The organism is Streptomyces sp. NPDC035033 (assembly GCF_040636735.1).
Taxonomy (GTDB): Bacteria; Actinomycetota; Actinomycetes; order Streptomycetales; family Streptomycetaceae; genus Streptomyces.
Genome location: NZ_JBEZUZ010000015.1, coordinates 22,674 through 47,970, shown reverse-complemented (window position 1 = coordinate 47,970; position 25,297 = coordinate 22,674). Strand labels below are relative to the sequence as shown.

Annotated in this window: 15 protein-coding genes and 1 pseudogene; 10 read left to right on the top strand and 6 right to left on the bottom strand. The window is 68.7% G+C overall.

Annotated features, from left to right (window positions below; translation table 11 throughout):
• Positions 1 to 317 precede the first annotated feature (317 nt).
• Positions 318 to 667: pseudogene (locus AB0E83_RS09345) on the top strand (IS5/IS1182 family transposase); the annotation flags it as partial.
• 515 nt (positions 668 to 1,182) lie between these two features.
• Here the strand turns inward: AB0E83_RS09345 and AB0E83_RS09340 are convergent.
• From AB0E83_RS09340 to AB0E83_RS09325, 4 genes are all read right to left on the bottom strand, one after another.
• Complete coding sequence (locus AB0E83_RS09340; protein ID WP_362108262.1) at positions 1,183 to 1,536, bottom strand: VOC family protein; 354 nt, start codon at positions 1,534 to 1,536, stop codon at positions 1,183 to 1,185.
• A 364-nt stretch (positions 1,537 to 1,900) separates the two neighbouring features.
• Complete coding sequence (locus tag AB0E83_RS09335; RefSeq protein ID WP_362108260.1) at positions 1,901 to 2,494, bottom strand: hypothetical protein; 594 nt, start codon at positions 2,492 to 2,494, stop codon at positions 1,901 to 1,903.
• A gap of 104 nt (positions 2,495 to 2,598) precedes the next feature.
• The gene (locus AB0E83_RS09330; protein WP_362108258.1) at positions 2,599 to 3,015 is read right to left on the bottom strand and encodes a DUF4259 domain-containing protein; all 417 of its coding nucleotides are present in this window, start codon (positions 3,013 to 3,015) and stop codon (positions 2,599 to 2,601) included.
• A 293-nt stretch (positions 3,016 to 3,308) separates the two neighbouring features.
• Positions 3,309 to 3,440, bottom strand: coding sequence for a hypothetical protein (locus AB0E83_RS09325; protein WP_362108256.1), 132 nt, complete (start codon positions 3,438 to 3,440; stop codon positions 3,309 to 3,311).
• Between the two features lie 116 nt (positions 3,441 to 3,556).
• Between AB0E83_RS09325 and AB0E83_RS09320 the strand changes: the two genes are divergently transcribed.
• The 3 genes from AB0E83_RS09320 (at position 3,557) to AB0E83_RS09310 (ending at position 7,479) form a co-directional block, all read left to right on the top strand.
• Positions 3,557 to 4,900 carry a nucleobase:cation symporter-2 family protein gene (locus AB0E83_RS09320; protein WP_362108254.1) on the top strand — a complete coding sequence of 448 codons (1,344 nt, stop codon included), beginning with the start codon at positions 3,557 to 3,559 and terminating at the stop codon, positions 4,898 to 4,900.
• Positions 4,897 to 6,225, top strand: a complete 1,329-nt coding sequence (locus AB0E83_RS09315; protein ID WP_362108252.1) for an amidohydrolase family protein — start codon at positions 4,897 to 4,899, stop codon at positions 6,223 to 6,225. The genes AB0E83_RS09320 and AB0E83_RS09315 overlap by 4 nt, the downstream gene beginning before the upstream one ends.
• A 267-nt stretch (positions 6,226 to 6,492) precedes the next feature.
• Complete coding sequence (locus AB0E83_RS09310) at positions 6,493 to 7,479, top strand: 2-oxoglutarate and iron-dependent oxygenase domain-containing protein (protein ID WP_362108250.1); 987 nt, start codon at positions 6,493 to 6,495, stop codon at positions 7,477 to 7,479.
• A 960-nt stretch (positions 7,480 to 8,439) separates the two neighbouring features.
• On the opposite strand, the gene AB0E83_RS09305 is transcribed toward AB0E83_RS09310, so the two are convergent.
• Entirely contained in the window at positions 8,440 to 8,565 is a 126-nt protein-coding gene (locus AB0E83_RS09305) for a hypothetical protein (RefSeq protein ID WP_362108248.1), read from the bottom strand.
• A gap of 157 nt (positions 8,566 to 8,722) precedes the next feature.
• On the opposite strand from AB0E83_RS09305, the gene AB0E83_RS09300 reads away from it, so the two are divergent.
• The 4 genes from AB0E83_RS09300 (at position 8,723) to AB0E83_RS09285 (ending at position 19,722) form a co-directional block, all read left to right on the top strand.
• Positions 8,723 to 8,860 (top strand): hypothetical protein, encoded by a 138-nt coding sequence (locus AB0E83_RS09300; RefSeq protein WP_362108246.1) that lies wholly within the window; start codon positions 8,723 to 8,725, stop codon positions 8,858 to 8,860.
• A gap of 647 nt (positions 8,861 to 9,507) precedes the next feature.
• Complete coding sequence (locus AB0E83_RS09295) at positions 9,508 to 18,297, top strand: SpvB/TcaC N-terminal domain-containing protein (protein ID WP_362108244.1); 8,790 nt, start codon at positions 9,508 to 9,510, stop codon at positions 18,295 to 18,297.
• Positions 18,298 to 18,324: 27 nt separating this feature from the next.
• Positions 18,325 to 18,744: a hypothetical protein gene (locus AB0E83_RS09290; RefSeq protein WP_362108242.1), complete on the top strand. Its 420-nt coding sequence runs from the start codon at positions 18,325 to 18,327 to the stop codon at positions 18,742 to 18,744.
• 339 nt (positions 18,745 to 19,083) lie between these two features.
• Positions 19,084 to 19,722, top strand: a complete 639-nt coding sequence (locus tag AB0E83_RS09285; protein WP_362108240.1) for a transposase family protein — start codon at positions 19,084 to 19,086, stop codon at positions 19,720 to 19,722.
• Positions 19,723 to 19,771: 49 nt separating this feature from the next.
• On the opposite strand, the gene AB0E83_RS09280 is transcribed toward AB0E83_RS09285, so the two are convergent.
• Positions 19,772 to 20,589 (bottom strand): IS5 family transposase gene (locus tag AB0E83_RS09280; protein WP_362108238.1). Its coding sequence is split into 2 segments (ribosomal slippage): positions 19,772 to 20,247 and positions 20,247 to 20,589, totalling 819 coding nucleotides; the frame shifts between segments, so codons are not numbered across the junction.
• Positions 20,590 to 21,066: 477 nt separating this feature from the next.
• On the opposite strand from AB0E83_RS09280, the gene AB0E83_RS09275 reads away from it, so the two are divergent.
• Together AB0E83_RS09275 and AB0E83_RS09270 are read left to right on the top strand one after the other, a co-directional pair.
• The gene (locus AB0E83_RS09275) at positions 21,067 to 24,786 is read left to right on the top strand and encodes a DNRLRE domain-containing protein (RefSeq protein WP_362108236.1); all 3,720 of its coding nucleotides are present in this window, start codon (positions 21,067 to 21,069) and stop codon (positions 24,784 to 24,786) included.
• Positions 24,786 to 25,271 carry a hypothetical protein gene (locus tag AB0E83_RS09270; protein ID WP_362108234.1) on the top strand — a complete coding sequence of 162 codons (486 nt, stop codon included), beginning with the start codon at positions 24,786 to 24,788 and terminating at the stop codon, positions 25,269 to 25,271. Before AB0E83_RS09275 ends, AB0E83_RS09270 begins: the two co-directional genes overlap by 1 nt.
• Positions 25,272 to 25,297: the final 26 nt, after the last annotated feature.

Sequence of the window (25,297 nt, the reverse complement as noted above, 5' to 3'; positions counted from 1 at the left end):
ACCACGACGGCAACACCCGCGCCCCCACCAGCAGGACGCCAGGACCGTGCACATCACACCCTCCCCACAGGGCCGGGAGCGGCGCTACGCACCGGGCCCGACCCGCCCGTACCAACAGGACCACCCCTGCCGTGGACGGCAGGCCGGCCACCACGGCAGACATTTCGTTTCCGGTCGACACCCTGATCGGCCCGCTCCGCGGTGGTGATCGCCTCGCCCCACTGCACCGGGACACAGCCCTCACCGCCCGCCACCCAAACAGGGCAGTGACAGAAGGCGCGAAAGCACCTCCCGACCGGCACTCGCTCACCCCGACCCCGGCCCGCGACCGCAAGACCGGCGCGCCCTCACGCAACTACCGGTTCTCAGCGAACGCGCGGGCCATCACCGACGCCGACACGAAACGCGTGGCCGCGGCGCCCCGCCCGGCGCCCGGCACCACCGCGAACGCCCGGCCCGGCCCCTGCTACCCGGCGAGGAGGACAACGCCGAACACCGACAAACCAGGGCCCGCGACGAGCACGCCCTCGCCCACACGAAGCACCGCAAGCCCCTCCGCGACCGCCGCCGACGCGGCAACGGACTCCACCACGCGGCCCAGACCGTCGCCCCCACGCACAACCACGCCATGGCAGCGTGCCCGGACTGGCCCCGAAACCGCCCCTGACCTGCCCGGACACGGCCTTCTGCAACACGCTTCAGGCAAGCCGACGAGTATGACGTACTCATCGACCGACATCGCGAACATCTCACCCAGCACGGCGACTACCGGACGCCGGCCGCCTCGGACGACGAGACAGCACATGCCGAGCCGCTCAACGACCCGAGCCCGTCCCTCCGCTGCGGCATCCCCCTTCGCGGCACCCGATTGACAGTTCCTGTCCCTGCTCCCCGTGCGCGCGGGCCTGGACCCGGGGTGATCTTCAGCGACCGGTCCGCCGCGAACTGCTCCCCGCACCGGCGGGGACGGACCCCTTGGCTTTGTGCGCGAGGCTGGATCCGTACAAGGCGGTGATCGACGGGATCTTGAGGGCGGACCTGGACGCGCCGCGCAAGCAGCGGCACACGGTGCCCCGGATCTTCACCGGCACCGACTCCTACCGGTTCGCCCCCCGGGCACGAGCCGAGGAGCCCGCCAAGGCCGGCCGACTCCGCAGGCTCCTCTCCGACGACCCGCCGCCCTCAGCTCTTCCGCTCACCCAGAACGCAGAACTCGTTGCCTTCCGGGTCGAGGAGGGTCACCCAGTGCTGCTCGTCCTGCACGGTGTCGGCACGCCGGGCACCGAGGGAGAGCAACCGCGCGACCTCGGCCTCCTGGTCGTCGGGGCGGAAGTCGGGGTGGAGCCGGTTCTTCGACGTCTTGCCCTCGGGGACAGGCACGAAGAGCAGCCCCGGCATCTTGTCCGGCTCGGGCCGGATCTCGATGATCTCCTCGGATTCGTCGACCACTACCCAGCCGAGAGCCTCGGCCCACCAGCGCCCGAGAGCGACGGGATCGGCGGAGTCGACGATGATCTGTTCCCATTCCAGTGCCATGGGTCCGAGCATAGACAGGACCGGCGGCCCACCCGTCCCTCCGTCGAGGGGCGGACCGCCCCGCACAGTGACGTCATCTCTCGGGTTCTGGCACCACTTTCGTGAAGTCGCGTCGACCGGACCGGTGTCTCCTGCCGGAGCAAACCGTCGACCCGCTGGTTCTCCGGGCTCGCCGACCTCGGACACCTAGGACCGGTACGGCTTCACGAGAAGTGAGCCAGAACCCGAGTTCGGGCGGCGTTCATTCACCAGCCCGGGAGGCAGTGAAGCCTCGCTGGAACCGAACGTTGGCCGGCGGTGTCGTGTGTGCCGATCGTTCGGCGGAACGGCGGGGCGAGCGGGTCCTCCGGCGAAGGTCGGGGTCCTACTGGGAGAACGCGTAGGTCCGGACAGGGTCGAGGTGCAGTTCGTAGGGTCCGAGGCAGTCGGCCGCGAGGGTAGCGACCGGAGCACCGCAGGGGCAGGCTCGGTTGAGTCCCTCGTCGCCTGCCGGTCCGCAGCACCCAGTGCTGTTCTCCCCGTTGGGCAACGGCTGAAGGCCGGCGGCGTCGTCGGGGTGCACCAGGACTGTCTGTCGGCTGCCCGCCGAGATGACGAAGCCTTCTTCGCGGCAGACCAGAGGCCCCCGTGGCTGAGCCGGCTTCGGGTCCTTCTGGTTCTCCTGCACGACGTAAGGGGGTCCCCACGGCTCGGGCTCGATCGCGTAGCGGCCCCGCGGAATGGTGGAAGGTGCCCGGCGCGTCTCCTTGTCCCGGTCGTGCTCCCCGACGGAGAGGTCAGGGACAGCGGCAAGCTCCACCAGCTCTGGCGTGATCGCGGTGCCGCACTTGGAACAGAGGAAGACGGTCATCCCCTCGTTGTAGTTCTCCGGGCTGCTGCTTCGCATCCCTGTTTCGCCGTCCGGAGTCGATGCGCACATCAAGAACGGCCACCGGGATCCGTCGTCGTGCAAGGTCATCTCACGAAGCATGAGAACAACGGCGTCCTATGGCGCTGCCCGAAGTCGTGAACATCTGCTGTCCGTTCTCGGGCTCTGGCGCGGCTTCCGTGAAGTGGTCACGGTTAGTGATCGGTGGGTGTTTCGAGTGCTTCGAGGATCTGTCGTACTTCGTGGCGCCACTGGTCGGCGTCGGCGCTGTCCACCCAGCCGGTCGCCATTTCTGATCCGTCCTGGAGAACCCGGTCCAGTGCGAGTCTCGCCGACGCGCGCAGGCAGGCCGGCAGTTCGGGCAGCGGTTGGCTGGGGCCGTCGTCCGGTTCGATCACGATGGGGCTGTCCGGGAGGGTGCTGGCGACGAGAGCGCCGGCGGCAACGGCTTCGGCCCCGTCTCCGCCGTCGACGCGTTCTCCCGAGCCGGTGACTCGCTGGAATGCCCGCCCCAGCACGTCGACGACCTGCTGGTGGGTGAGTCCTTCGAGTTCCTCGACGAAGTCTGCGGCGAGATCGCTGTCGAAGGGGCCGGTTCCCCACGTTCCCATGCATCGCTCCTGATACGGCTGTCTCGGACGAAGGCATGGTTCCAGGAGCCACTGACATCGGTCACGGGGCGAGGAGGACCCGCTTGCGGAGCAGTGCGAAGCCGGCACGTCCGAACAACGTCGATCCGCATACACCCGCGCCTCGACCCCTGCCTCGCCAGGAGTGCGCTGCGTCCCGCACCCACAGGGATCGACCCGTGACGATCATCGAGGTCCGATGTGCAGTCCGCTGCTTCCGGCGCCCGCGGGGATGGACCTTGACGAAACAGGGGGCCAGGCTCTGTCGTTGAATGTCAGGCCCGCATCAGGAGCGAGGCGAGGGTGACGGCGGCTTCGCAGGACTCGGCGGTCTCGTCGTAGAACCCCGTCCGCGCCGTGCCCTTCGGGTACGCCGCGGTTTCCTGGGCGCAACGCGGCCGAAACACCGCCTCCCTACCGTCACCTCCACACCGGTCATGGCTGCAACGGCCGGTGCGCGTCCGGGCGCGGGACTCACCCGGACGCTAACCAGCCGTCTTCCGCCGAGCTGCGAGGAGGAACGATGGCTGTTGTCGAGCATGCCGTCGCGCCCGCACACCCGGGACCCCACCCCGTCGACGTACGGCCGCCATGGCGGCGGCTCGTGCCGCTGAGCCTGCAGCACCTGCTCGTCGCCTACGCGGGCATGGCCACGATGCCGCTGCTCGTGGGCACCGCGCTCCATCTGCCCGAGGACCGGATACGGCTGCTCATCAGCGCGAACCTGCTGGTCAGCGGGGTCGCCACCGTGTTGCAGTCGCTGGGTCTGAAGTGGTTCGGGGCACGGTTGCCGATCGTGATGGGCTCCACCTTCACCGCGATCACCCCGGCCATCCTCATCGGGCAGCAGCACGGGCTCGCCGCCGTGTTCGGGGCCACCGTCGTGTCCGGCCTGGTGACGCTGGCCGTCGCTCCCTGGTTCGGGCGCTGCCTGCATCTGTTCCCGCCGCTGGTCACCGGGACGGTCATCGCCGTAATCGGATTCTCGCTGGTGCCTTCGGCGGCCGGTCTTGTCGCCGGGGAGGGGGCCGACGGCAACGGTGGCCGCGGACTCGCGCTCGCCGCCGGGACGGTCCTGCTCGTGGTCGTCGTGGAGCGCTTCGCGCCGCCCGCGGTCGCCCGGTTCTCGGTGCTGCTCGCCATGGCCGCCGGCACCCTCGCCGCGCTGCCCCTGGGACTCTTCGACGGCTCGGGGGTCGCGGACGCGCGCCTCGTCACGGCGCCCGACCCGACCGCCTTCGGAGCGCCCACGTTCGTGGTGCCCGCCGTCGCGGCCATGCTCGTCGTGCAGCTCGTGAACATGGTGGAGTCCGTCGGCGACACCCTCGCGGTCGGCCAGATCGTCGGCCGTGGCGACGACGCGCCCACCGTCGTACGGGCGCTTCGCGCGGACGGAGCCGCCACCGTGCTGTCCGGGGCGCTCGCCTCCTTCCCCATCGTGACCTTCGGCCAGTCGGTGGGGCTGGTGAGCGTGACCCGCGTGAAGAGCCGCCATGTGGTGGCACTGTCGGGAGCGCTGATGATGGTGCTCGCGTTCGTGCCCGTCCTCGGGGCCGCCGTTGCCGCCGTGCCGGGACCGGTCCTCGGCGGGGTCTCGCTCGTCATGTTCGGAACCGTGGGTGCGGTCGGGCTGCGCATCCTCGCGCGCGCCGACCTGACCCGGCCGCGGAACCTGCTGAGCGTCGCCCTCGCCTTCGCCCTCGGCATGATCCCCGTCGGCGCACCGGACTTCTACGCGCCGCTGCCCCCGTACCTGCGCACCGTCCTGGACAGCGGCATCGCCGTCACCGGGATCGTGGCCTTCCTGCTCAACCTGCTCTTCCACCACACGGACGCCACCCGCCTCCGGAAGGAGTCCGGCCGATGACACTCGGGACGATCACGGACGTCACCGTCCACAGCGGGGGCCGCTGGCTGCCCGGGAGGGACGTGCACATCGCCGACGGGCGGGTCACCGCCATCTCCCCGCACGGCGAACTGCCCCGTGCGGGGGACGTCCTGGACGGGCGGGGCGGACACCTGACACCCGGCCTCGTCAACACCCACACCCACCTCTTCCAGGCGGGACTGCGCGGCATCGGCGAGGGGCTCGGGCTGCTCGCGTGGCTGAACGCCGTCGGCGACGAAGCGGCGCTGCTCACGCCCGAGCGGGCCTACGCGACCGCCGCCGCCGCGGCGGCCGAGGCCCTGCGCAGCGGCACCACCACACTCGTCGAGCACATGTGGCCGCACCCGTCGCCCGAGGTGCACGAGGCCGTGCTCCTGGCCCTCCAGGACAGCGGTGTACGGGCCGTGCTGTGCCGGGGCGTCGCCGACCGGGCCGACCCGAGCCGCAAGTGGGGCTTCGATCCGCGGCTGATGCAGCCGTTGAAGGAGGCCCTCGCGCACACCGACGAGCTGATCGCGCGGGCGCGCGGCAGCCGGGTGGACGTCGGCGTGGCCGTGCCCAATCCGCGGTGTCTGACGCCGGAGGGCATGGGCGCCGTGCGCGCGTACGCCGAGGAGCGCGGGCTGCCCGTCTCGCTGCACCTGCTGGAGACGACCACGGACGACACGATGTGCCGTGACCGTACGGGAGCCGGCGCCGTCGAGTATCTGGAGCGGGCCGGGTTCCTGTGGGAGCGGCTGCTCGCCGTGCACTGCGTGGAGCTCGACGCCGAGGGGCGGGCCACCCTCGCCCGGTACGGCGTCGGTGTCTCGTACAACCCGCTGAGCAATATGCGGCTCGGCAGCGGGATCGCACCGGTGCCCGAGATGCTGGAGGCCGGCCTGAGTGTCGGTCTCGGGGTCGACGGGGCCGCCAGCAACGACACGCAGGACATCCTGGAGGCGCTGCGCATCGGCGCGTATCTGCAGCGGGCCGCGCACCGCAAGGCGGACCTGTTCGGGTTCCCCGAGATGTTCGCGATGGCGGCGGGCGGCGCGAACCGGGTGCTCGGGATCGAGGAGAACCCGGACGGCGCGGTGCGGGTGGGGATGCGGGCGGACCTCGTCCTGCACCGCTTCGACCGGGACTACGCCTGCCTTCCGGTCCACGATCCGGGGGCGACGCTCTTGACGTGTGCGGGCAGCAGGACGGTGGCGGCCGTGCTGGTCGGGGGCGAGGTGCTGGTACGCGACGGGGAACACGTCCGGCTGCCGTCGCGGGAGCTGGCGGCAGGCCTCGCCCGGTGGGGCTCCCGCGGCGACTGACCGGCGGAGCCCCGAGACCTCGACCGGCATCGCCCGGAGCTTTACGGCCGCGTAACAGCACGATCCCCACCGGTAACACAGACCGTGCAGGCTGAGCACATCGCGTGCGGGCCCCGGCGACCGGGGCCCGCACCAGCCCACGGCGCCGGGCCCACGAAGGGGCCCGCCGTGACCGTGCACGCGGGCGTCTGAGTGCCCGTGCTGGGGATCGCAGGGGCGGTGACTGCATCCCGTACGCAACTCCCTGTCAGAGGAGCGACAGCCGCGATGACGAACACCACGTACACACTGGACGAGCTGACCAAGGAGACCCGCATGGGCGGGGCCGGGACGGAGACGTCCGCCCGGGAGATCCGCCGCATCGACCTCACCGACTTCGAGCGCCGCAAGGCGGAGGTCACCGAGGAACTGTGGGCCGCCGCCACCGACATCGGCTTCTTCCAGCTGGTCAACCACGGCATCGAACCCGGCGCCGTGGACAGCGCGTTCGCCGACGCCGAGGCCTTCTTCGCCCTGCCGGAGGAGACCAAGGCGCGGCACGCGCTGAAGAAGGGGCTCAACTCCGGCTGGGAGTCGATGACCCAGGTGCGTCCCTCGATCGGGACGCCCGACCAGAAGGAGTCGTACCAGGTGACCCGCCCGCACATGGAGGGGTTGTGGCCGGACGACGCGCTGCCCGGCTTCCAGGAGCGCGTGCTGGCGTTCGAGGCGCGCTGCCGGGACCTGGCGATGCGGGTGCTGTCCTGCTTCGCGGACAGGCTGGGGCTGCCCGAGGGCTTCTTCGCGCGTGCCCACGACCCGGCGAGCCCGCAGTACCAGTCGACCCTGCGGATGCTGCACTACTTCGCCGTGCCCGACGACGCCGTGATCCCCGCGAACGTGTGGCGGGCGGGGGCGCACACCGACTTCGACTGCCTGACGCTGCTGTTCCAGCGGGACGGGCAGGGCGGCCTGCAGGTGTGCCCGGGCAAGGAGGCCGAGGCGCAGGAGTGGACGCCGGTCGAGCCGGCGGACTCCGTGATCACCTGCAACATCGGGGACATGCTGATGCGGTGGAGTGACGACCGGCTCCCGTCGAACTTCCACCGGGTCAGGTCGCCGGGGCCCGGCGACGACCGGTCGGCCCGCCACAGCATCGCGTTCTTCGCGCAGGCCGACCGCGACGTGGTGATCGAGGGCCCGGAGGGCCGCTACCCGCCGATCACCGCGGCCGACTACATCCAGCAGCGGATCGCTGCGAACTTCGCCCGATAGGCCGGCGGTCGACGTGACGATGCCTGCGTAGGGCGGACAGCGGGCCGGTTCCGGGCGGCTCGCGGTGCTGGGGCTCCGGCACGTGCTCGTGATGCACACGGGACGTGTGACGGTGCCGCGACCGGGCTCGATGCCGCGACGATCGCCGTTCTGATCAACGCCGATCCGCTCGTCGCGGGCGTCGTCACGACGATCCGGGGTGCCGGCGTCGGCCGCTTCCTCGGTGTGCGGATGCCGGCGATGGCGGGGGCCGCGTTCACCGCGGTGACGCGTTTTCCACGAACGCGCCCTTGCCTGATGGTGACCTCGGGCGTGTGACGGATCTCGGAGGGGAAGGATCGCCGAAGACCCTCGTTCCCGAGGGGGAAGCACGGAAGCGCGGGCGGCCGTCGTGGTCGTACTCGTGGTGCTGGGGGTTGCGCTGTCGGTCAGCGGTGCGCTGTCCGTTCGCGCCTCGTCCTCGCGGCGGAGGGCCACGCACTCCGGCCGGTACGCGAGCCTGAATTCTGGCCGGACGGACCTTCCGCCCGAGCCTCCCGCGGTCCCGGAACTCCGTGAGCCCTCGGAACCCTTACCCGCCGAGAAACCCGCCGAGAAACCCGCCGAGGCCCCCCGAGCGGTCGTGCGGGATTCACCGTGCCTCTTCTGCGACCACAAGAGCCACCTGAAATTCGGGGGCCGCGGCCCCTGCACCGAACTGACATGCCGATGCGGATATCGATGGGACGACCTGCCCCCCTGGGGAAGGCGTTGGCACTGGCTCGACTGACCGGCAGCATCCAGAAGCGAGCCACCGAACCGGTGACCGGAACGGCGGACGCTCCGGGCGGCCCGCGAACGACGAGAGCGCTCGGCAGCACAGCCCCAGCTGTCCACGATGGTCATGACCGCCGCCGTTCCACGCTCACGCAACGCGCGCCGACCGCGTTCCTCGCCCGGCCCGCCTCGTGGCCTTCCCGGTTAGTCGTCGTTCCGATGCTTGATGACCGTGACCAGGAGCGCGACCCCTCCGAGGCCGATGACGCCTCCGGCGAGGATCCCGACCCCGCCGAAGATCTTCTGGGCGAGCCCCTCCCCGCTCTGCATTTCTTCGGCGCTCCGTCGCAGCCCTCGACGCTACCGGCAGGTAACGAGACCTCAGGGGCGCTTCCCGTCGATGTTCACCCTTCGAGCACCGAGCCGTCATCCAGTACTCGGAACCGCTCATCACCTGGCCACGATCACCACTCCATCCGGAGGCGTCATGGTCGTGATCGCCCTGCTCATGCCGGGACTGCTCGTGTTCACGCCGTTCGGGCTGGACGCCCTGGAGAACCACCTCTCCCCCCGGCACGCCGGCCGGTCCCGGGCCGACGACGGACAACCTCTGAAGACTCCCTGACAGGAGTGCACGTGCCCGCGGCTCCAGACATCGACGCGGTGCCGACAGCCGAAGACACGGTGCACGCGTCTTTGACCAGATCGAGGGCCTGATCGACGGTGCTAACCGGGCTGCGCTGCGTCGCTGGACGAGTCGCCAGGTGCTGGCAGGGACATTTCCGGGTCCGTGTCTCCACTGGCCGATGGCGTCTGCTCGGGCAGTCGGCGCGCGAGCAGCGATGTGACGGCCGTCAGCCCAGCGAGCGCGGCGGCAACGGTTCGCGGGCCGGTGAAGGCCAAAAGCTGACCGCCGAGAGCCGCCCCCTGTCGCCGATCCCAGGTTGTATCCCGACCCGATCCATGCGTTGGCTTCTGCGTGTTGGGGGGAGTCGATGCGTTCGTCGACGAGGAGGGAGGCGATGACGAAGATCGGGTCATGGGGGCTTCACTGGACGATTGCCCCCTCGGACCGGCCGGAACTCCCGTTGCCGGATCGTGACCGCACAGGCCGGGTCTTGTCCGGAAAGCCTGTACGAACGACCCCGCCCGGAAACTACCGTTCGGTAGCGCAGGGGGTGGGGGTCGTTGGACGACTCGCGCTTCGGGGACGTCCGACGGTACGGGGGCTCTTTGATGACTGTCCATCGCGTGGTCCGCGGCCGAACGGCCGTGACCATCATTCTGGCCATGGTGCTCACCATGTCGGGGATGACCTCGCCCGAACTGCTGCGCAGCGTTGCCGCGGCGGTGCCGGACGCCGGGGCGGCGGTCACCGGGCCGGAGGGGCCGGAGGGTACGTCGTTCAACCCGAACCAGATCAAGGACATCAAGGCGGCCGATCCCGGCTCCGGGGTGAACCTGATCGAGGCACCTGCGGCGAACAACAGCGGTGACGCGAGGTTGTCGTACCCCCTGGAGGTGCCGAAGGGGCGCTCGGGCCTGGAGCCGAGTCTGTCCCTCACCTACAACTCGTCAGGGGCGAACGGGTGGCTCGGTGTGGGGTGGGACCTCACCACCCCGGTGATCACGGTCGACACGCGGTGGGGTGTACCGCGCTACGACGCCGGCCTTGAGACCGAGACCTACCTGCTCAACGGCGAGCAGTTGACCCCGGTGGCGCACCGGGGCGCGTTGCAGGCGCGCACCGCGGAAAAGGTGTTCCACTCCCGGGTGGAAGGCTCGTTCGACCGGATCGTGCGCCATGGTGACAGCCCCGCGAACTACTGGTGGGAGGTCACCGACAAGCAGGGTGTCCGCACGGTCTTCGGCGGCACGACCGACAGCACGCTGGCCGACGGCGAGGGCCGCGTCGCCACCTGGGCGGCGCGGGAGGTTCGCGACGGCAACGACAACGTCCTGCGCTACCGGTACGCCAAGGTGGCCGACGGCGGCACGAGGGGCTCCACGGTGCCGGGCAGCGACCTGTACCCGCAGAAGATCACCTACACCGGCCGCGGCGACACCGACGGCAGGTACTCGGTGACGTTCGTCCGGGACCGTGAGCGCGGCGAGCCCCGCCGGGCGGACGTGCGGATCGACGCCAGGTACGGGTTCAAGAAGGTCACCGCCGACCTGCTGCGGCGCGTCGAGGTCAAGCTGGACGACCAGCTGATCCGCGCCTACGAGCTGAACTACCGGACCGGCGCGTTCGCCAAGACGCTGCTCACCTCGGTGTCGCAGTTCAGCGAGAGCAACCAGCTGTTCAACACCCACACGTTCGACTACTTCGACGACGTGCGCGATCGGTCGGGAAACTACGACGCGTTCGCCGACGCGGCGGGGTGGTCGGTGCCGGACGACGACCTCGGGGTGAACATCCGCGAAGGCGAGGCCAGCACGATCTCGGCGAACACGTCGGCCAACTTCGGCGCGCACCTGTTCGCGGGCTACAACGTGCAGGGACTGCCGACCAAGGAGGGCTCCGTCGGGCTGAAGGTCGGCTTCAGCGCGGGCCAGTCCGACGGCCTGTCGACGCTGACCGATGTGAACGGCGACAACCTGCCGGACAAGGTGTTCCGCAAGAACAAGGACGTGTTCTACCGGCCCAATCTGGCCAGGCCAGGGGGTGAGCCGAAGTTCGGCGACACGCCGATCAAGCTCACCGGCCTTCCGGGGATCTCGACCGAGCGCACGCTGTCCGGCACCATCGGCGTCGAGTCGTACGTCCTCACCACCTCGGCCCAGCTGGACTTCGTGGGCACCACGACCACCTCGGACCGGTTCTTCAGCGACGTCAACGGCGACGGCATTACCGACCTGGTGAACAACGGCGGCGTGCTCTTCGGCTACCTGGACGCCCAGGGGCAACCCGCCTACAGCGCGGACTCCACCCGCACCCCGGTGCCGATCGGGGCCGGCGCGGTGACCGGCGAGATCGTCGGTGATCAGACCGCCCAGTTCAACCAGCAGGTGGACAACTCGCCGCTCCTGGACACGGTGCGCCGCTGGGTCGCGCCGTTCGACGGCAACGTCCGCGTGGACGGCGACGTGCAGCTGACCCAGGACCCCTCGCCGGCGCGGGCGGCCTACACCAAGGCCGACGGCGTGCGGGTCACCATCCAGCACAAGGACACCGAACTCTGGGCGCAGCGGATCGGACCCGACGACCACACCGAGTTCACCCCGGGCAACGTGGCGTCGATTCCGGTGAAGAAGGGCGACGCGCTGTACTTCCGTACCCAGTCCATCCTGGACGGCAAGTACGACACCGTGGCGTGGGACCCGGAGATCACCTACACCGACCTGCCGGCTAGTACGGACGCGAACGGGCTGGCGAGCACCGTGTTCCGCGCGTCGACGGACTTCACCTTCGGCGGCAGGCCGTCCCTGGTGACCGTCCCGGTGAACGGCACGCTGCGACTGACCGGTGACGTGGTCAAGTCCAAGGCGACCTCGGACGACGTGACCGTCGTGATCGAGAAGGGCAACGGCGTCCACGCCCCCTCGGAGGTGTACCGCAAGGTCCTGCCCGCCGCGTCGACCGGCACCACCGCGATCGACGTGAGCATCCCGGTCAGCATGTTCGAGAAGATGTCGTGGAAGCTGAAGACCGACTCCCCGATCGACCCCTCGGCGGTGAGCTGGGCTCCGAAGGCGCACTACACGGCCGCGCAGGGAGTCGAGTCGGTCGTCGACGCCAAGGGTGATCCCACGCTGGTGATCACCCCGCCGTACGACATGACCATGTTCCCGGCGGACACCCTCACCGCGCCGCAGCAGACCTACAAGGCGACCAGGACCGGCCAGCTGAAGGTGCGGCCGAAGATATCCCTCAACTTCGGACTCCTCGGTGACGCCCCGATCGCGTTCACGGTGAAGAAACGCGGCGGGCAACTGCTCGGCAAGCGGATCTTCAAAGCCAAGGACACCTACTTCGGCAGCACGAACCTGGACCTGACCGTGCCGGTCACCGCCGGCGACGAGCTCTACATCGACTACTCCACGACGGAGACCGGACTGCTCGGCTCGCTCGTCGGCCAGTCCGCGTCGGTCACCTACGACGTGACCTCCAGTTGGCCGACCTTCACCCCGGCGCCCAGCGCCATGCACGGTTCCGTCGGGCAGGGTGCCTTCGCCCAGCCCTACCGCGGCTGGGGCGTGATCGGCTACCAGGCCAACCGTGCCCGTGCCACCCAGCCGATCAAGCAGGCCGAACTCACGCTGGACCAGAGCTTCAAGGACGCCCTCCCCGAGGAGCCCAAGGAAGCGGACGTCGCGCCTTTCGCCGCGAACCCCCGGCTCGCCATGCCGCGTCTCGCGGTGTTCGCCCCCGTTCCCGCCAAGGGCGGCTGGGCCGCCCAGGACGAGTCCTCCTGGGTCACCGCCGCGATGGCGACGAGTTCCCGCCTCGGCGCGGACACCATCGACGTCGTCACCGACGCCGACGTGGCGGGCGACCGGGCGGTGATGCGCCGCGGTGTCACCGGGCAGGTGTCGGCCACCCTCGCGGCCGGCCCGTTCGGCGGCACCGTGGTCGGCGGGATCACCGCGGGTTCGGTCGACTACCTCGACCTCAACGGCGACGGCTACCCCGACGTCGTGGGCGCCAAGGAGATCCAGTTCTCCGACATGACCGGCGCGCTCGGCGCCACGCGCGGCACCCTCGGCGGCAACGTCCGCGAGGCGGACAACGTCTCCGGCAACGTGTCGCTCTCCGCGGGCAGCGAGACCGCCACCATCGCCAGTGCCCTGGGCATGGCCGCACCCGACGCGGGTACCAGCGCCAACACCGCCACCACCGGCTCGGTCCAGCCGTCGCTCGGCATCGGCGGCAGCCTCGGCGGCGGCGAGTCCGACGTCCGCGTCGACCTGCTCGACATCAACGGGGACGGGCTTCCGGACAAGGTGCTCTCCAACGGCGACGTCCAGTTGAACCTCGGCTACTCCTTCGCCGCCCGCGAACCCTGGCCGGCCGGAGCGATCAACGACGCGTCCACCCGCAACGTCGGCGTCAACCTCGGGTTCAACGTCGACCGCTACGGTTTCGCCGGCGGACTCTCCGCCGAGCTGGGCACCTCGTACACCAGCACGAGCATGACGGACGTCAACGGCGACGGCCTCACCGACCGGGTGTTCACCGACGGGACCAACCCGATCAAGGTCGCGGTCAACACCGGCACCGGCTTCACCGCGCCCACCCCCTTCCGCGGCAGCTTCCCCCAGATCGCCGTCGACAAGAACGCCAGTCTCGGCGCGGGCGTCTACTTCACCGTCGGCCTGCCCACTCCCGTCGGCGTCTTCGTCTTCAACCCCGGTGCCAACGCGTCCACCGGCATCAGCCGGGCCGAAACCAGCCTGCGGGACGTCAACGGCGACGGCTTGGCCGACCACGTCAAGTCCACCCGGGACGACGAACTCCTGGTCGCGGTCAACAAGGCCGGACGCACCAACCTGCTGCGCTCGGTGTCGCGCCCGATGGGCGCCAGGATCGACCTGGACTACACCCGATCGGGCAACACCGCCGCCATGCCGGAGAGCCGCTGGGTGCTGTCCCGCACCTCGGTGTTCGACGGGCTCACGGGCGACGGTGCCGACACCCGGCTCACGACCTACCGCTACGAGCAGGGGCGCTACGACCGGCTGGAGCGCGAGTTCCTCGGCTTCGGCCGTGTGGTGACCGAGGACCGCGACACCGATGCGGACGACACCGTCCGCCGCACGGTCACCGACGAGTACCGCACCGACGGATACGTGAGCCGAGGCCTGCTCGCCCGCACGCTGACCGAGGACGGCGCCGGCCGTCCGTACCGCGAGACACTCCACACCTACCGGCTGACCGACACCACCACGGGCGAGGAAGCCGACCCGAAGAGCCGGACCGCCACCGTCTTCCCGCAGCTCACCCGCATCGAGGACAAGTACTACGAAGGCGCGGCCGTCGCGGGGAAGTCCACCTTCACCGACCTCTCCTACGACGAGTACGGCAACGTCGTCCGCACCTTCGACGCGGGTGACGAGGGCACCGCGGACGACCTGGAGACCGTCTACGCGTACAGCGGCTCCGACACGCAGTGCCGCGACCGGCACCTCGTCGGCATCGCCGACGCGATACGGCAGAAGGCCGCGGCCACCGGCGCACTCCTGCGCCACCGCGAGGCCACCGTCGACTGCGCGACCGGCACCGTGAGCCAGACACGCGAGTACCTCGACGACGACACCGCGGCCGTCTCCGACCTGACGTACCACCCCGACGGGAACCTGAAATCGGTGACCGGCCCGGCGAACGCACAAGGGCAGCGCTACAAGCTGGAGTACGGCTACGACACCACCGTCGGCGTGCACGTCGAGTCCGTCGAGGACAGCTTCGGCTACCGCTCGTCCACGGCGTACGACCTCAAGTACGGCCTGCCCGAGCTGAACACCGACCACAACGGCCAGCCGCTCCGGATGTCCTACGACAGCGTCGGCCGGCTCGACAAGGTGACCGGACCCTACGAGCAGGACGGCGACCAGGCCACGATCACCTTCGAGTACCACCCCGAGGCGGCCGTCCCGTACGCCACGACCAAGCACCTCGACCGTGCCGCCTCGGGCGTACGCGAGGACACCATCGACACCGTCACCTTCACCGACGGCCTCAAGCGCGTCCTGCAGACCAAGAAGGACGCCTCGGTGTCCGCCTCACCAGGGGCCGAGCCCACCGAGGCCATGACGGTCTCCGGCCGGCTGAAGTTCGACCACCTCGGCCGAGCCGTGGAGAAGTACTACCCGGTGACCGAGGACAAGGGCGCCGCGAACACCGCGTTCAACGCCTCCTTCGACTCCGTGGCGCCCACGAAGGAAACCTTCGACGTCCTGGACCGGTCGGTCAGGACCGTGCAACCGGACGGAGTCACCACCAGCACCGGATACGGCTTCGGCGAGGACAGGGCGGGCACGATTCGCTTCGAGCGGACGGTGACCGACGGCAACGGCAAGGAGCGCCGCACCTACACCGACGTCCGGGGTGCCACCACCTCGGTGAAGGAGTTCAACGGCTCCTCGGCGATCTGGACCAGCTACGCGTACGACCCCATGGGCCAGATCACGACGATCACCGACGACAAGAACAACGTCACGCGCGCCGGCTACGACGCACTGGGACGCCGCGTTTCGTTCGACAGCCCGGACGCCGGGCGCACCGAGACCCGCTACGACCTCGCCGGGAACGTCACCTCGAAGGTCACCGCGAACCTGCGGGCAGCGGCCAAGGCCGTCGAGTACGACTACGAGTACTCCCGGCTGAAGGCCATCCGCTACCCGACGTTCCCGGAGAACAACGTCTCCTACGAGTACGGAGCCCCCGGCGCACCGGACAACGCGGCCTCGCGCGTCACCGCGATCCGCGACGCGGCGGGAACCGTGAAGCGCGCCTACGGGGCGCTGGGCGAGGTGATCCAGGAGACCCGCACGATCACCGCGGTCCGCGACGCCCCGCGCACCTACACCACCGCCTGGCGCTACGACGCCTTCAACCGCGTGCTGCAGATGACCTATCCCGACGGCGAGGTCCTGACCTACGACTACGACTCGGGCGGCCAGGTCGGCCGGGCCACCGGATCGAAGAACGGCACCAGCTACACGTACCTGGACCGGGTCGACTACGACAAGTTCGGGCAGAAGATCCTGCAGCAGACCGGCAACGGGGTGCGCACCACCTACACCTACGACGCCGAGGACCGCCGACTCGCAGCACTGAAGTCCGCGGCACCGAGCGGAACCGCCTTCCAGGACCTGGGCTACACGTACGACAAAATCGGCAACATCACCTCGCTGGCGAACAACGTGCCGCAGGGCGGGGACATCGGCGGTCCGAGCAGCCAGACCTACGGATACGACGACCAGTACCGGCTCACCTCCGCGTCCGGCCAGTACACCGACAAGAACAATGCGGTCAACACGTACACGCTGAGCCTGGCCTACGACTCGATCCACAACACGACGAACAAGACGCAGACCCACGAGGTCACCGGCGGCACCCCGGCCTTCCCGGTCGAAGCCGGCAGTGCCGGGCCGATCGAACCGGTCGACGACCCGTCCAACCCGATCGACGTCCAGGACCGGACCACCTACGCCTACACGTACGCCTACGACGGCACCGCACCGCACGCCCCCACCAAGGTCGGTCCGGTCGGCCATGCCTACGACGCCAACGGCAACCTGACGGGCACGGTCAACACCGGCGTCGCCGACAAGCGCCGGCAGTACGTGTGGGACGAGGAGAACCGCCTCGTCTGCACCCAGGACACGGCGACCGGCACCCTCGCGCAGGACCCGAACGGCTGCGCCGGCGCCACCGTCTCCTACGTCTACGACGACAAGGGCGACCGCCTGGTCAAGCGGAGCGAGGAGGGACTCTCGCTGTACCCGAACCGGTACTACAGCGAACGCGACACCACCGGCTACAAGCACGTCTTCGTCGGTGACAGCCGGGTGACGACCAAGACCGTCGCGACCACCGGCTCCGAGGACGCCCAGCAGTTCTTCCACGCCGACCACATCGGCTCCTCCGGCTACGTCACCGACAAGCAGGGCAAGGTCACCGAGCACCTGGAGTACTTCCCGTACGGGGAGACCTGGGTGGAGGAACGGACCGGACAGGCGGACACGCCCTACCAGTTCACCGGCAAGGAACTCGACGCGGAGACCGGGCTCTACTACTACGGAGCCCGTTACTACAACCCACGGACCCAGCTCTGGGCGAGCACCGACCCGGCGCTGCCCGACTACCTCGACGGTGACATGGCGGGCGGCATCGCCGAGCCGCGCAACCTCGCCGCCTACACCTACACCCACAACAACCCGGTCAAGCTCACCGACCCGACCGGCAAGTGGCCGAAGATGCCGTCCTGGAAGACGATCGGCCACACCTCGCTCGACGTCGTCGGCATGGTCCCGGTCGTCGGTGAGGCCGCCGACCTGGCCAACGCCGGCTGGTACGCCGCGGAAGGCGACTACGTCAACGCCGGCCTCTCCGCCGCCTCGGCCATCCCGGGCGCGGGCTACGCGGCGAACGCCGCCAAGTACGGCAACAAGGCACTCGACGCCACGCAGGCCGCCAAGACCGCCAACAACGCCGGCGACGCGGCGACGACGGCCAAGGCCGCCGACACCGCACCCGTACCGAAGGCGGCTGACAGCCCGCCCGCACCGAAACCGGCCGACAGCGGATCGACCTCCAAGGGCGCCGACACCAAGGCGGGGGGCTGCGCCACCGGCAACAGCTTCACCCCGGACACCATGGTTGTGATGGCCGATGGTAGCCCCAGGGCCATGGCCCGGGTACATACCGGCGACAAGGTCATCGCCACCGACCCGGTGACCGGAGAGACCGGCCCGCGCACGGTCACTGCACTCATCACCGGTGAGGGCCAGAAGAACCTGGTCGAGATCACCGTCACCGACCCCGACGGACATCCGGGCAAGGTCGTCGCGACGGACAACCACCCGTTCTGGGCGCCCGGACCCGGCAAGTGGCTCTACGCCAAGGAAATCGTCCCCGGAACGCTGCTGCAGACCGGAAACGGCTCCTACGTCCAGGTCGGCGCCGTGCGTGCGTGGACCCAGCACCAGCGGGTCCACAACCTGACGGTGGATGACCTGCACACGTACTATGTGCTGGCGGGGAATACTTCCGTCCTCGTTCACAACTGCAAGCCTTATCGGATGCCGCTCGACGAGAACGGATTGCCGTCGGGCGGCCACACCTCAGGCGTGGGAAGTCAGTCGCTGACCGGTCAGACCCCGAATTCCGTCTACACGAGGACCGGGAAGGACGGAACGCCCGTCCAGAATACGATCTACAACGAGAACGGTGATGCCGTCGGGCACTTCGACTTCAAGACCCACCCCGGAACCGACGGCCCGCACGGGCACGTTTTCGAAACGCCCGGCGTTGTTTCCGGGCACGGTCCCGGCGCTCCCCACGTGCCGGCGGCCGACCTCCCTCCGGGCTGGGGCCTGAGGCCGAGGCAGCGCTGACGGACGGCGCTCGAGAACGGAAAGTAGATGACCTTCGTGAGGCTCTTCGCAGAGAACTCGAAGAAATTCGTGGAAAGATTTGGGAATTTCGAGGACGGTGTGATAACCGGGATTCGACTGCATCTTCCCAGGGGGGGAGCGGCCGGCCGGTTCGCCGCGTTTGACATCCAGGCGGTGGACACGGTGGCTGGCAACGAATGGCGCTTGGTCCAGCTCGTTGTTCGAGGCGTCTTCGAATATCAATTCCCCTGCAGCGTGCAGCAGACATATTTCGTCCTCTCGGACGGACTGAAAATGGACTGCACATCGGAACGGTGCGTACTGGACCTCGACCCGGGGCCGGACGAATGGTCTCCGGAGCAGGTGGCGGAAGGCGGGCTGTATTCGAAGCAGTACGCGATCGGGGCGTGGTGTGAATACGCGGTACTCGACGGTCCGTTCATCTAACGAGCTCGTGCGTGGTTAGCGGTGGTGTGTCGAGGCTGTAATCGTCGATCATGGTTTGTGTGGCGGGGAACCGGGCACGTGCGGCGATCATCCGAAGCCGACAGAACACGGGTGACGCCCGAGGTGATCGCTGAACTCGTCTCAGGGGTCGGCCCGTTGTGGCATGAACGGCATCAGACCGGGCTCGCGTCGCGACCACGGCGCCGGGGCGAAACACAAGCTGGTCTTCGTCGACCGGCTCCTGGCCACACTCGTTCACCTTCGCCACGGTGCCACCCATGATGTGCTGCCTGCTGGTTCGATGTCGACCGTTCCACCATCACGCGTGCCATCGCTGAGGTGCGGCCACTGCTCTCCGAAAGAGGCTGCACCATCGCGCCTGGCGTCCGACTGCGTAGTCTCGCCGAGGTCATCGACCATCTCGGCGCGAGCGGACAGACCGGGATCATCGACGGTACCGAGATCCGGGTCCGCAGGCCCGCCGCGGGACGCAAGGACCGGGAGAAGTTCATCTCCGGCAAGAACAAACAGAACGCGGTGAAGTCCATGGTCGTCACGGACGCCGACGGAAGGCTGCTGTTCTGCAGCCTGGCCCAGCCGGCCAACTGCGCGGATATCACTCACGCCCGCCAGTTGGGGCTGGTCAAGCTGCTGACAGACGGGCCCGTCGTCGAAATCCTTGCCGATGCCGGCTATCAGGGGCTCGGCGCCCAGACCGGCGGCCGGGTCGTGACGCCGCCACATCGCAAGTTCAAGAAGGACGCTCCTGATTGGTACGAGGAGATGCACGAACGCCGGCGCAAAGCTCACTCCTCCCGCCGCATCCGAGTCGAGCACGGCATCACACACCTGAAGAACTGGCGAGCGCTCGCCCGCCACCACGGCCGCCGCGAGCACATGACCGACACCATCCAAGCCATCGCCGGTCTGCTGCCACATCAGCAGACCATCACCCTCGCGGCCGATGAGCGAATGTGAAGACCAGGCGGAACCGCACCCCTCGGCGCACCACCGCTAAGACCGTGTCCTATGTGGTGAGGCGGAGGAGTCGGTTGTAGCAGCAGATGGCTGCGGCGAGGCCGAGGAAGGCCAGGTAGTTGCGGGGGTGTCGTTCGTAGCGGTGGTTGAGCCGGCGGTAGCCGGTGAGCCAGGACATGGTTCGCTCGATCACCCACCTGCGGCGTCCCAGGCGTTCTGACGACTCGATGCCCTTGCGGGCGATGCGGACGCCGATGCGTTTCCCGCGGAGCCATTTCCGCAGTTCAGGTATGTCGTAGGCCTTGTCGGCGTGCAGACGCTGGGGTTTGAAGTTCCGGCCTCGGTGGGGGTCGTGTCTCGTTTGGTGGCCGAGGACCATGGGCTTCAGGGCCTGGCTGTCGTGGGTGTTGGCGGCCGAGACTCCGACGAGGAGGGGCAGGCCGTTCGCGTCCGACAGGACGTGCATCTTGGAACCCGCTTTGCCCCGGTCCACGGGGCTCGGACCGGTGAGTTCGCCCCCTTTTTCGCCCTCACATGGGCGGAGTCGAGAACCGCTCGGGACAGGTCGAGCAGGCCGGCGTCGTCGAGGCGGTACAGGATCTCCTCGTGCAGCCGGCCCCACACTCCGGCCCTGGACCAGATCAGGAACCGGCGATGGGCCGTGGACTTCGAGACGCCGAAACAGGGCGGCAAGGCCCGCCAGGCACATCCGCTGACCAACACGTAGATGATCGCGGCGAACAGCGTCTCATCAGGCGTGTCCGGCGTCCCACCGCCCTGCGGCCGCACCCGAGAAGGCGGGATCAACGGCTTCGCGATCTCCCACAACCCGTCCGGAACAATCCAACTCCACGTACCCCGCCCCATGACAACCCCAACGACCGCCTCACCACATAGGACACGGTCTTAAGGGTCGAGTGTACGAGTTTAGTCGTATTTGTCTTTATTGTCGTGAAACCGCCGAACGGATCTTCAATGTTCTTTTTGTATAACGGAAATCATGGCACGGTCGAACCCGCTCGACTGCTCTCTCTGTGTTTCGCGTCTCAGTCTCCGAAATTTTTCGAGGAGGCAAGTCGATCATGTAAGAATCCCGAAATCGCCCATTCCGGCGAGTGAATATAGGGGGGATAGGTCTTGGGGAAGAGAAGAAGACCGCTGCGTGCCATAGCGGTTCAGAGCATGGCGTGGTCGATGGCCGGATTCCTTGCCGTCGAAACGGGCCTGGTGTCCAGCGCACCACTCCATCGGGTGCTGCCCGCAGCATCCGCAGAGGCCCAGACGCAGAGCACGGACCAGGCGGCAGGAGTCGCACGAGCACGTGCGGCCCTCCTGGGACAGCGGGTGGAGATCGAGCCGCTTCGCACCGAGTCGTCGATCACGTACGCGAATCCGGACGGCACCCTGACCGAGGAGTCGACCACCGGACCCGTCCGCGTAAAGGACGAATCCGGCGACTGGCAGGACGTCGACACCACCCTGGTGTTCCGGAACGGCGCTGTACAGCCCAAGCAGGCCGCTGCGGAGATCCAGTTCTCCGACGGTGGGGAAGGGCCTCTGGCCGAGGTCACCGAAGGCGCCAGATCCCTCGGACTCGGTTGGGACGGGCCGCTGCCCCGCCCCGTACTCGACGGCAACACCGCGACGTACAAGAACGTCCAGCCGAACGCCGACCTGGTGGTCACCGCACTACCCGAGGGCTTCTCACACCTGCTGATCCTCAACGAGCGCCCGACGGAGCAGGTCGAGCTCCGGATCCCCGTGGCCGCCGAAGGGCTCAAGCTTCGCGAGACCGCGGATGAGCGCCTGCTGTGGGAGAGCGCAGACGGCAAGGACATCGCCGCGGCCCCGGTACCGATGATGTGGGGTGCCGACGAACGCCCTGCAGCCAATGAGCCCGAGCACGTCAGTGATGTCACAGCTTCGGTGGAGGGACCGGCCGGAGACCAGACACTGGTCCTGAAGCCGGACTCGGGCTTCCTGAAGAATCCGGACGTCACCTACCCGGTCACGATCGACCCGACGAACACCCTACTGGGCCCCTTGACGGACACCTGGGTCCAGGACGCGGCCTACCCTGCCTCGCAGCGCGGATCCACCGAGCTCAAGGCCGGCACGTACAACGGAACCGAGCGAGCACGCTCGTATCTGAAGTTCGACACCTCAAGGTTCGCCGGCAAGAGCGTGGTCGACGCTGACCTCCGGCTGTTCTCCCATTGGTCCTCGTCATGCTCGACGAACAACGCCGGGATCCAGGTCCGCCGCGTCACCTCTGACTGGGATCCGTCCGGGATCACCTGGTCCGCCCAGCCGGCCACGACCAGTGTGGGGGCTCCCGTCTCGAAGGTCGCCAAGGGGTACAACGCCACTTGCCCAGGCGGCCACGTGTCGTGGGACGTGGACGGCATCGTCCAGGCATGGGCGGACGGCCAGCCGAACTATGGAGTGCGCCTTGCCGCGGTCGACGAGACCGACCCGCTGACCTGGCGCCGCTACCGGTCGTCGAATTACGTGGACGGCTCGCACGACTCCGCTTCGGAGCCGTCGCTGATCGTCACCTACAACTCGACGCCGGCGGTTCCCGCCAACCTGGTCGTCAACCCGCTCAGGGCAGAGGCCTCGCTGCCCACCGTCTCCTCCCTCACCCCCACGCTGCAGGCGAAGGTCGCAGACCTCGACGCGGGCTCGACCCTGACGGCGGAGTTCCAGGTCGAACCCGACCCCGCCCACACGGACACGACGTATACCTGGACGGGCAGGACCGCCCAGGCCGTGTCCGGGGCACTGGCCACGGTGCAGATCCCCACGTCCGCTGCCGTACCAGACGGTGCGCACCTGAGGATCCGCGCACGTTCCAGTGACGGCGTCGCTTCCTCCGCATGGTCCGGCTGGCTGGCGTTCCGCGTGGATGCGAACGCAGTGCTGCCCGCGGACGTGCCCCAGCACCTCCAGTCCGGCGCGACCGACACCGCCTCGCCCCTCGTCTCCGGAGTGGTCACCTCTCCGAACGGGGGCATGGTGGAGGCCCAGTTCCGGCTCCACAACGGCGCCACCACCCAGACCCTCGGCACTCAGCTGGTTCCGAACGGTGAAAGGGCCGGCTTCCAGATCCCGGCTGAGAACCTCACTACGGGAGGACCGTTCGCCTGGTCCATGCGCGGGTGCTACGCGGGCAAGTGCTCCGCCTGGACCGCGAACACCGCCATCGCCACGAACCCCGTGGCGCAGCCTTCCGCCTCAACCGCCGGCACCTCCGTGGTCCTCCCCCTGATCAAGGCCACGGTGTGCACCGACTCCGAGACCTGCACCGGGACGACCGGCAGCACGCTGAAGGTCGGAGCCGTGTCCGGCAAGAACTGGCGCGGCTACCTCAAGGCCGATGTCTCGGGAATCCCCGCCGGCGCCACCGTGGTGGACGCGAAGTTGCAGCTCACGGCAGGCACCACGGTCCCCGAAGTAAGCGTCCATGCCCTCAACGCCCCCTGGGCGACCTCCGAGACCGGCGCGGTCCTCGACAATGTGACCGCTCCAGGCGTGAACGTGGAAGCGACCGCACCCTGGGCAGTCGATGTCACCGGCCTGGTCATCGGCTGGACCGGCGGGGCCGACGCCAACCACGGAATCGTCCTGCGCAAGCCGGAGGGCGCACCCGCGGCCGAGGGCATCACCTTCACGGGAGCCACCCTCACCGTCAAGTACGAGGCTGCGGTGCCCCCGTCAGCACCGGTCGCCCCGCACTCGCGTCCCGGTGACGGCGGTGCACTGGTGACTTGGGGCACGAGCAAGGACAGCGGCTACGAGGACACCGCCCTCACCTACCACGTGACGGCAGTCGACAGCACCGGTACGACCGTGGCCCAGCGCACCACCACCGGCACGGCCGCGGTGTTCACCGGCCTGGACAACGGTGCCTCCTACACCTTCGCTGTACACGCCTCCAGTCCGTACGGCTCAAGCCCCACCGTCACAACGAACGCAGTCGCACCCCTGGCGGCGCCCCTTGCGCCCACGGTCTACCGTGACGCCGTCAACGAGTACCTGGCATCGACGGCCGCACTGGTGACCGGAGCCAAGGACACCTCCGAAGGCGCGGTCGCGGGACGACCCAACGCCGCGTTGTACTCCACCCTCCTCGCAACCGAGGAGTCCTGGCTGATCGACACGCGCGACGCGCTGAGGACCAAGGACCTCGTGTACACGGGGATGACCTCGACGCTGTCCGAGGTCCTGGCCATGCCGGCCGCCGATGGCACCGTCACCCTGCGGGCCACGGTGCTGGAGAAGAAGACGGCCGCAGACATGCCTTCCGAGCCGGAGCAGAGCGAGGGGCCCTACTACTACTCCTTCTCCGCCGGCACGAGCCCGAAGCTGCGCAGCAAGGCCAGCGCAGGGCAGGTCGAACAGCGTCTGGCCACGGACGAGAGCGCCTTCAACTCGGTCGTGTACGGAACCGTCGACAATGACGGGCCCGAAGCGACCTCCCCGCCCCAGCGCACGGCATACACGGCTACCGCCTCCTCCGCCACCGATGTGCAGATCGCCCCGTTCGCCTCGATCTCCGCCAACGGCACGGCGACGTGGGCACGGAACAACTGGAACGCCCGCCACGACTACCCCCAGGACTGCACCAACTACATCTCCAAGGCGCTGCACTTCGGCGGTGGCATGCGGATGAAGGGAGTGAACAAGGACAAGAGGAACGTCGACAACTGGTACCGGACGAAGCACATGTCCCCGCCGCACTCCGGTGGCGGCGTGTACTACCTCTGGTCCCACACGTGGACTGTCGCCGACAACATGGAAAGGTTCCTGTCGAGGAACAGCAACGGGGCCGTGTACCAGGAAACGCACCAGAGGTACGCTGCGGTCGGTGACGTCGTCTTCTTCAACTGGGGCGGCAAGGGCGGCTGGGACCACGCCGGAGTCGTGACCAAGATGGCCGGAGGCAAGGCCTACGTCAGCGCCCACAACAACAACCGACTCAACCAGCGACTCGACGTCTATGTGCAGAGCCAGCGCGGCACGTGGGCCAACATCGTCCGTGTCAAGCCAAGGTGGTACTGATGCCGGAATCCACGCGCACCAGGTGGATCGTCGCCGCGGCGCTCTCTATCGCCCTCGCGGGAGCTGGGGCCACTTGGTGGGCCCTTGGGGATGACGAGCCCTACTCCCTGCTCGACTCGCCGAAGGTTCAGGTGGACATCCTGGCGGCTCCGTCCTCCGACTCGGAAGCCAAGGAGGTCGCCGAAGAGGCCGAGCTCCTGATCAAGGCCTACGTCCAGCGGCTGCGTATCGGCGACGACGAGGGCATGGCCGCTCTGGGCGCGCCATGGTTCACGGCCAAGCAGCAGGCAGCAAAGGCCCTCATCGACCAGTACGGCGGCAAGGCGGACAAGGCGGTCAGAGCGACCGTCGCCGACCCCGTCGTCCCCTACCTGGCGAGCGTCGAGCTCAAGTACGCCGACGGAACGACCCAGACCGTGCAGCTGTCCCGCGCCGATGACGCGTGGTGGCTGCAACTGGGAAGCGGCGACCCGGTCCAGCCATAGCCCTGACGGACCGAAACCGAGGCCCT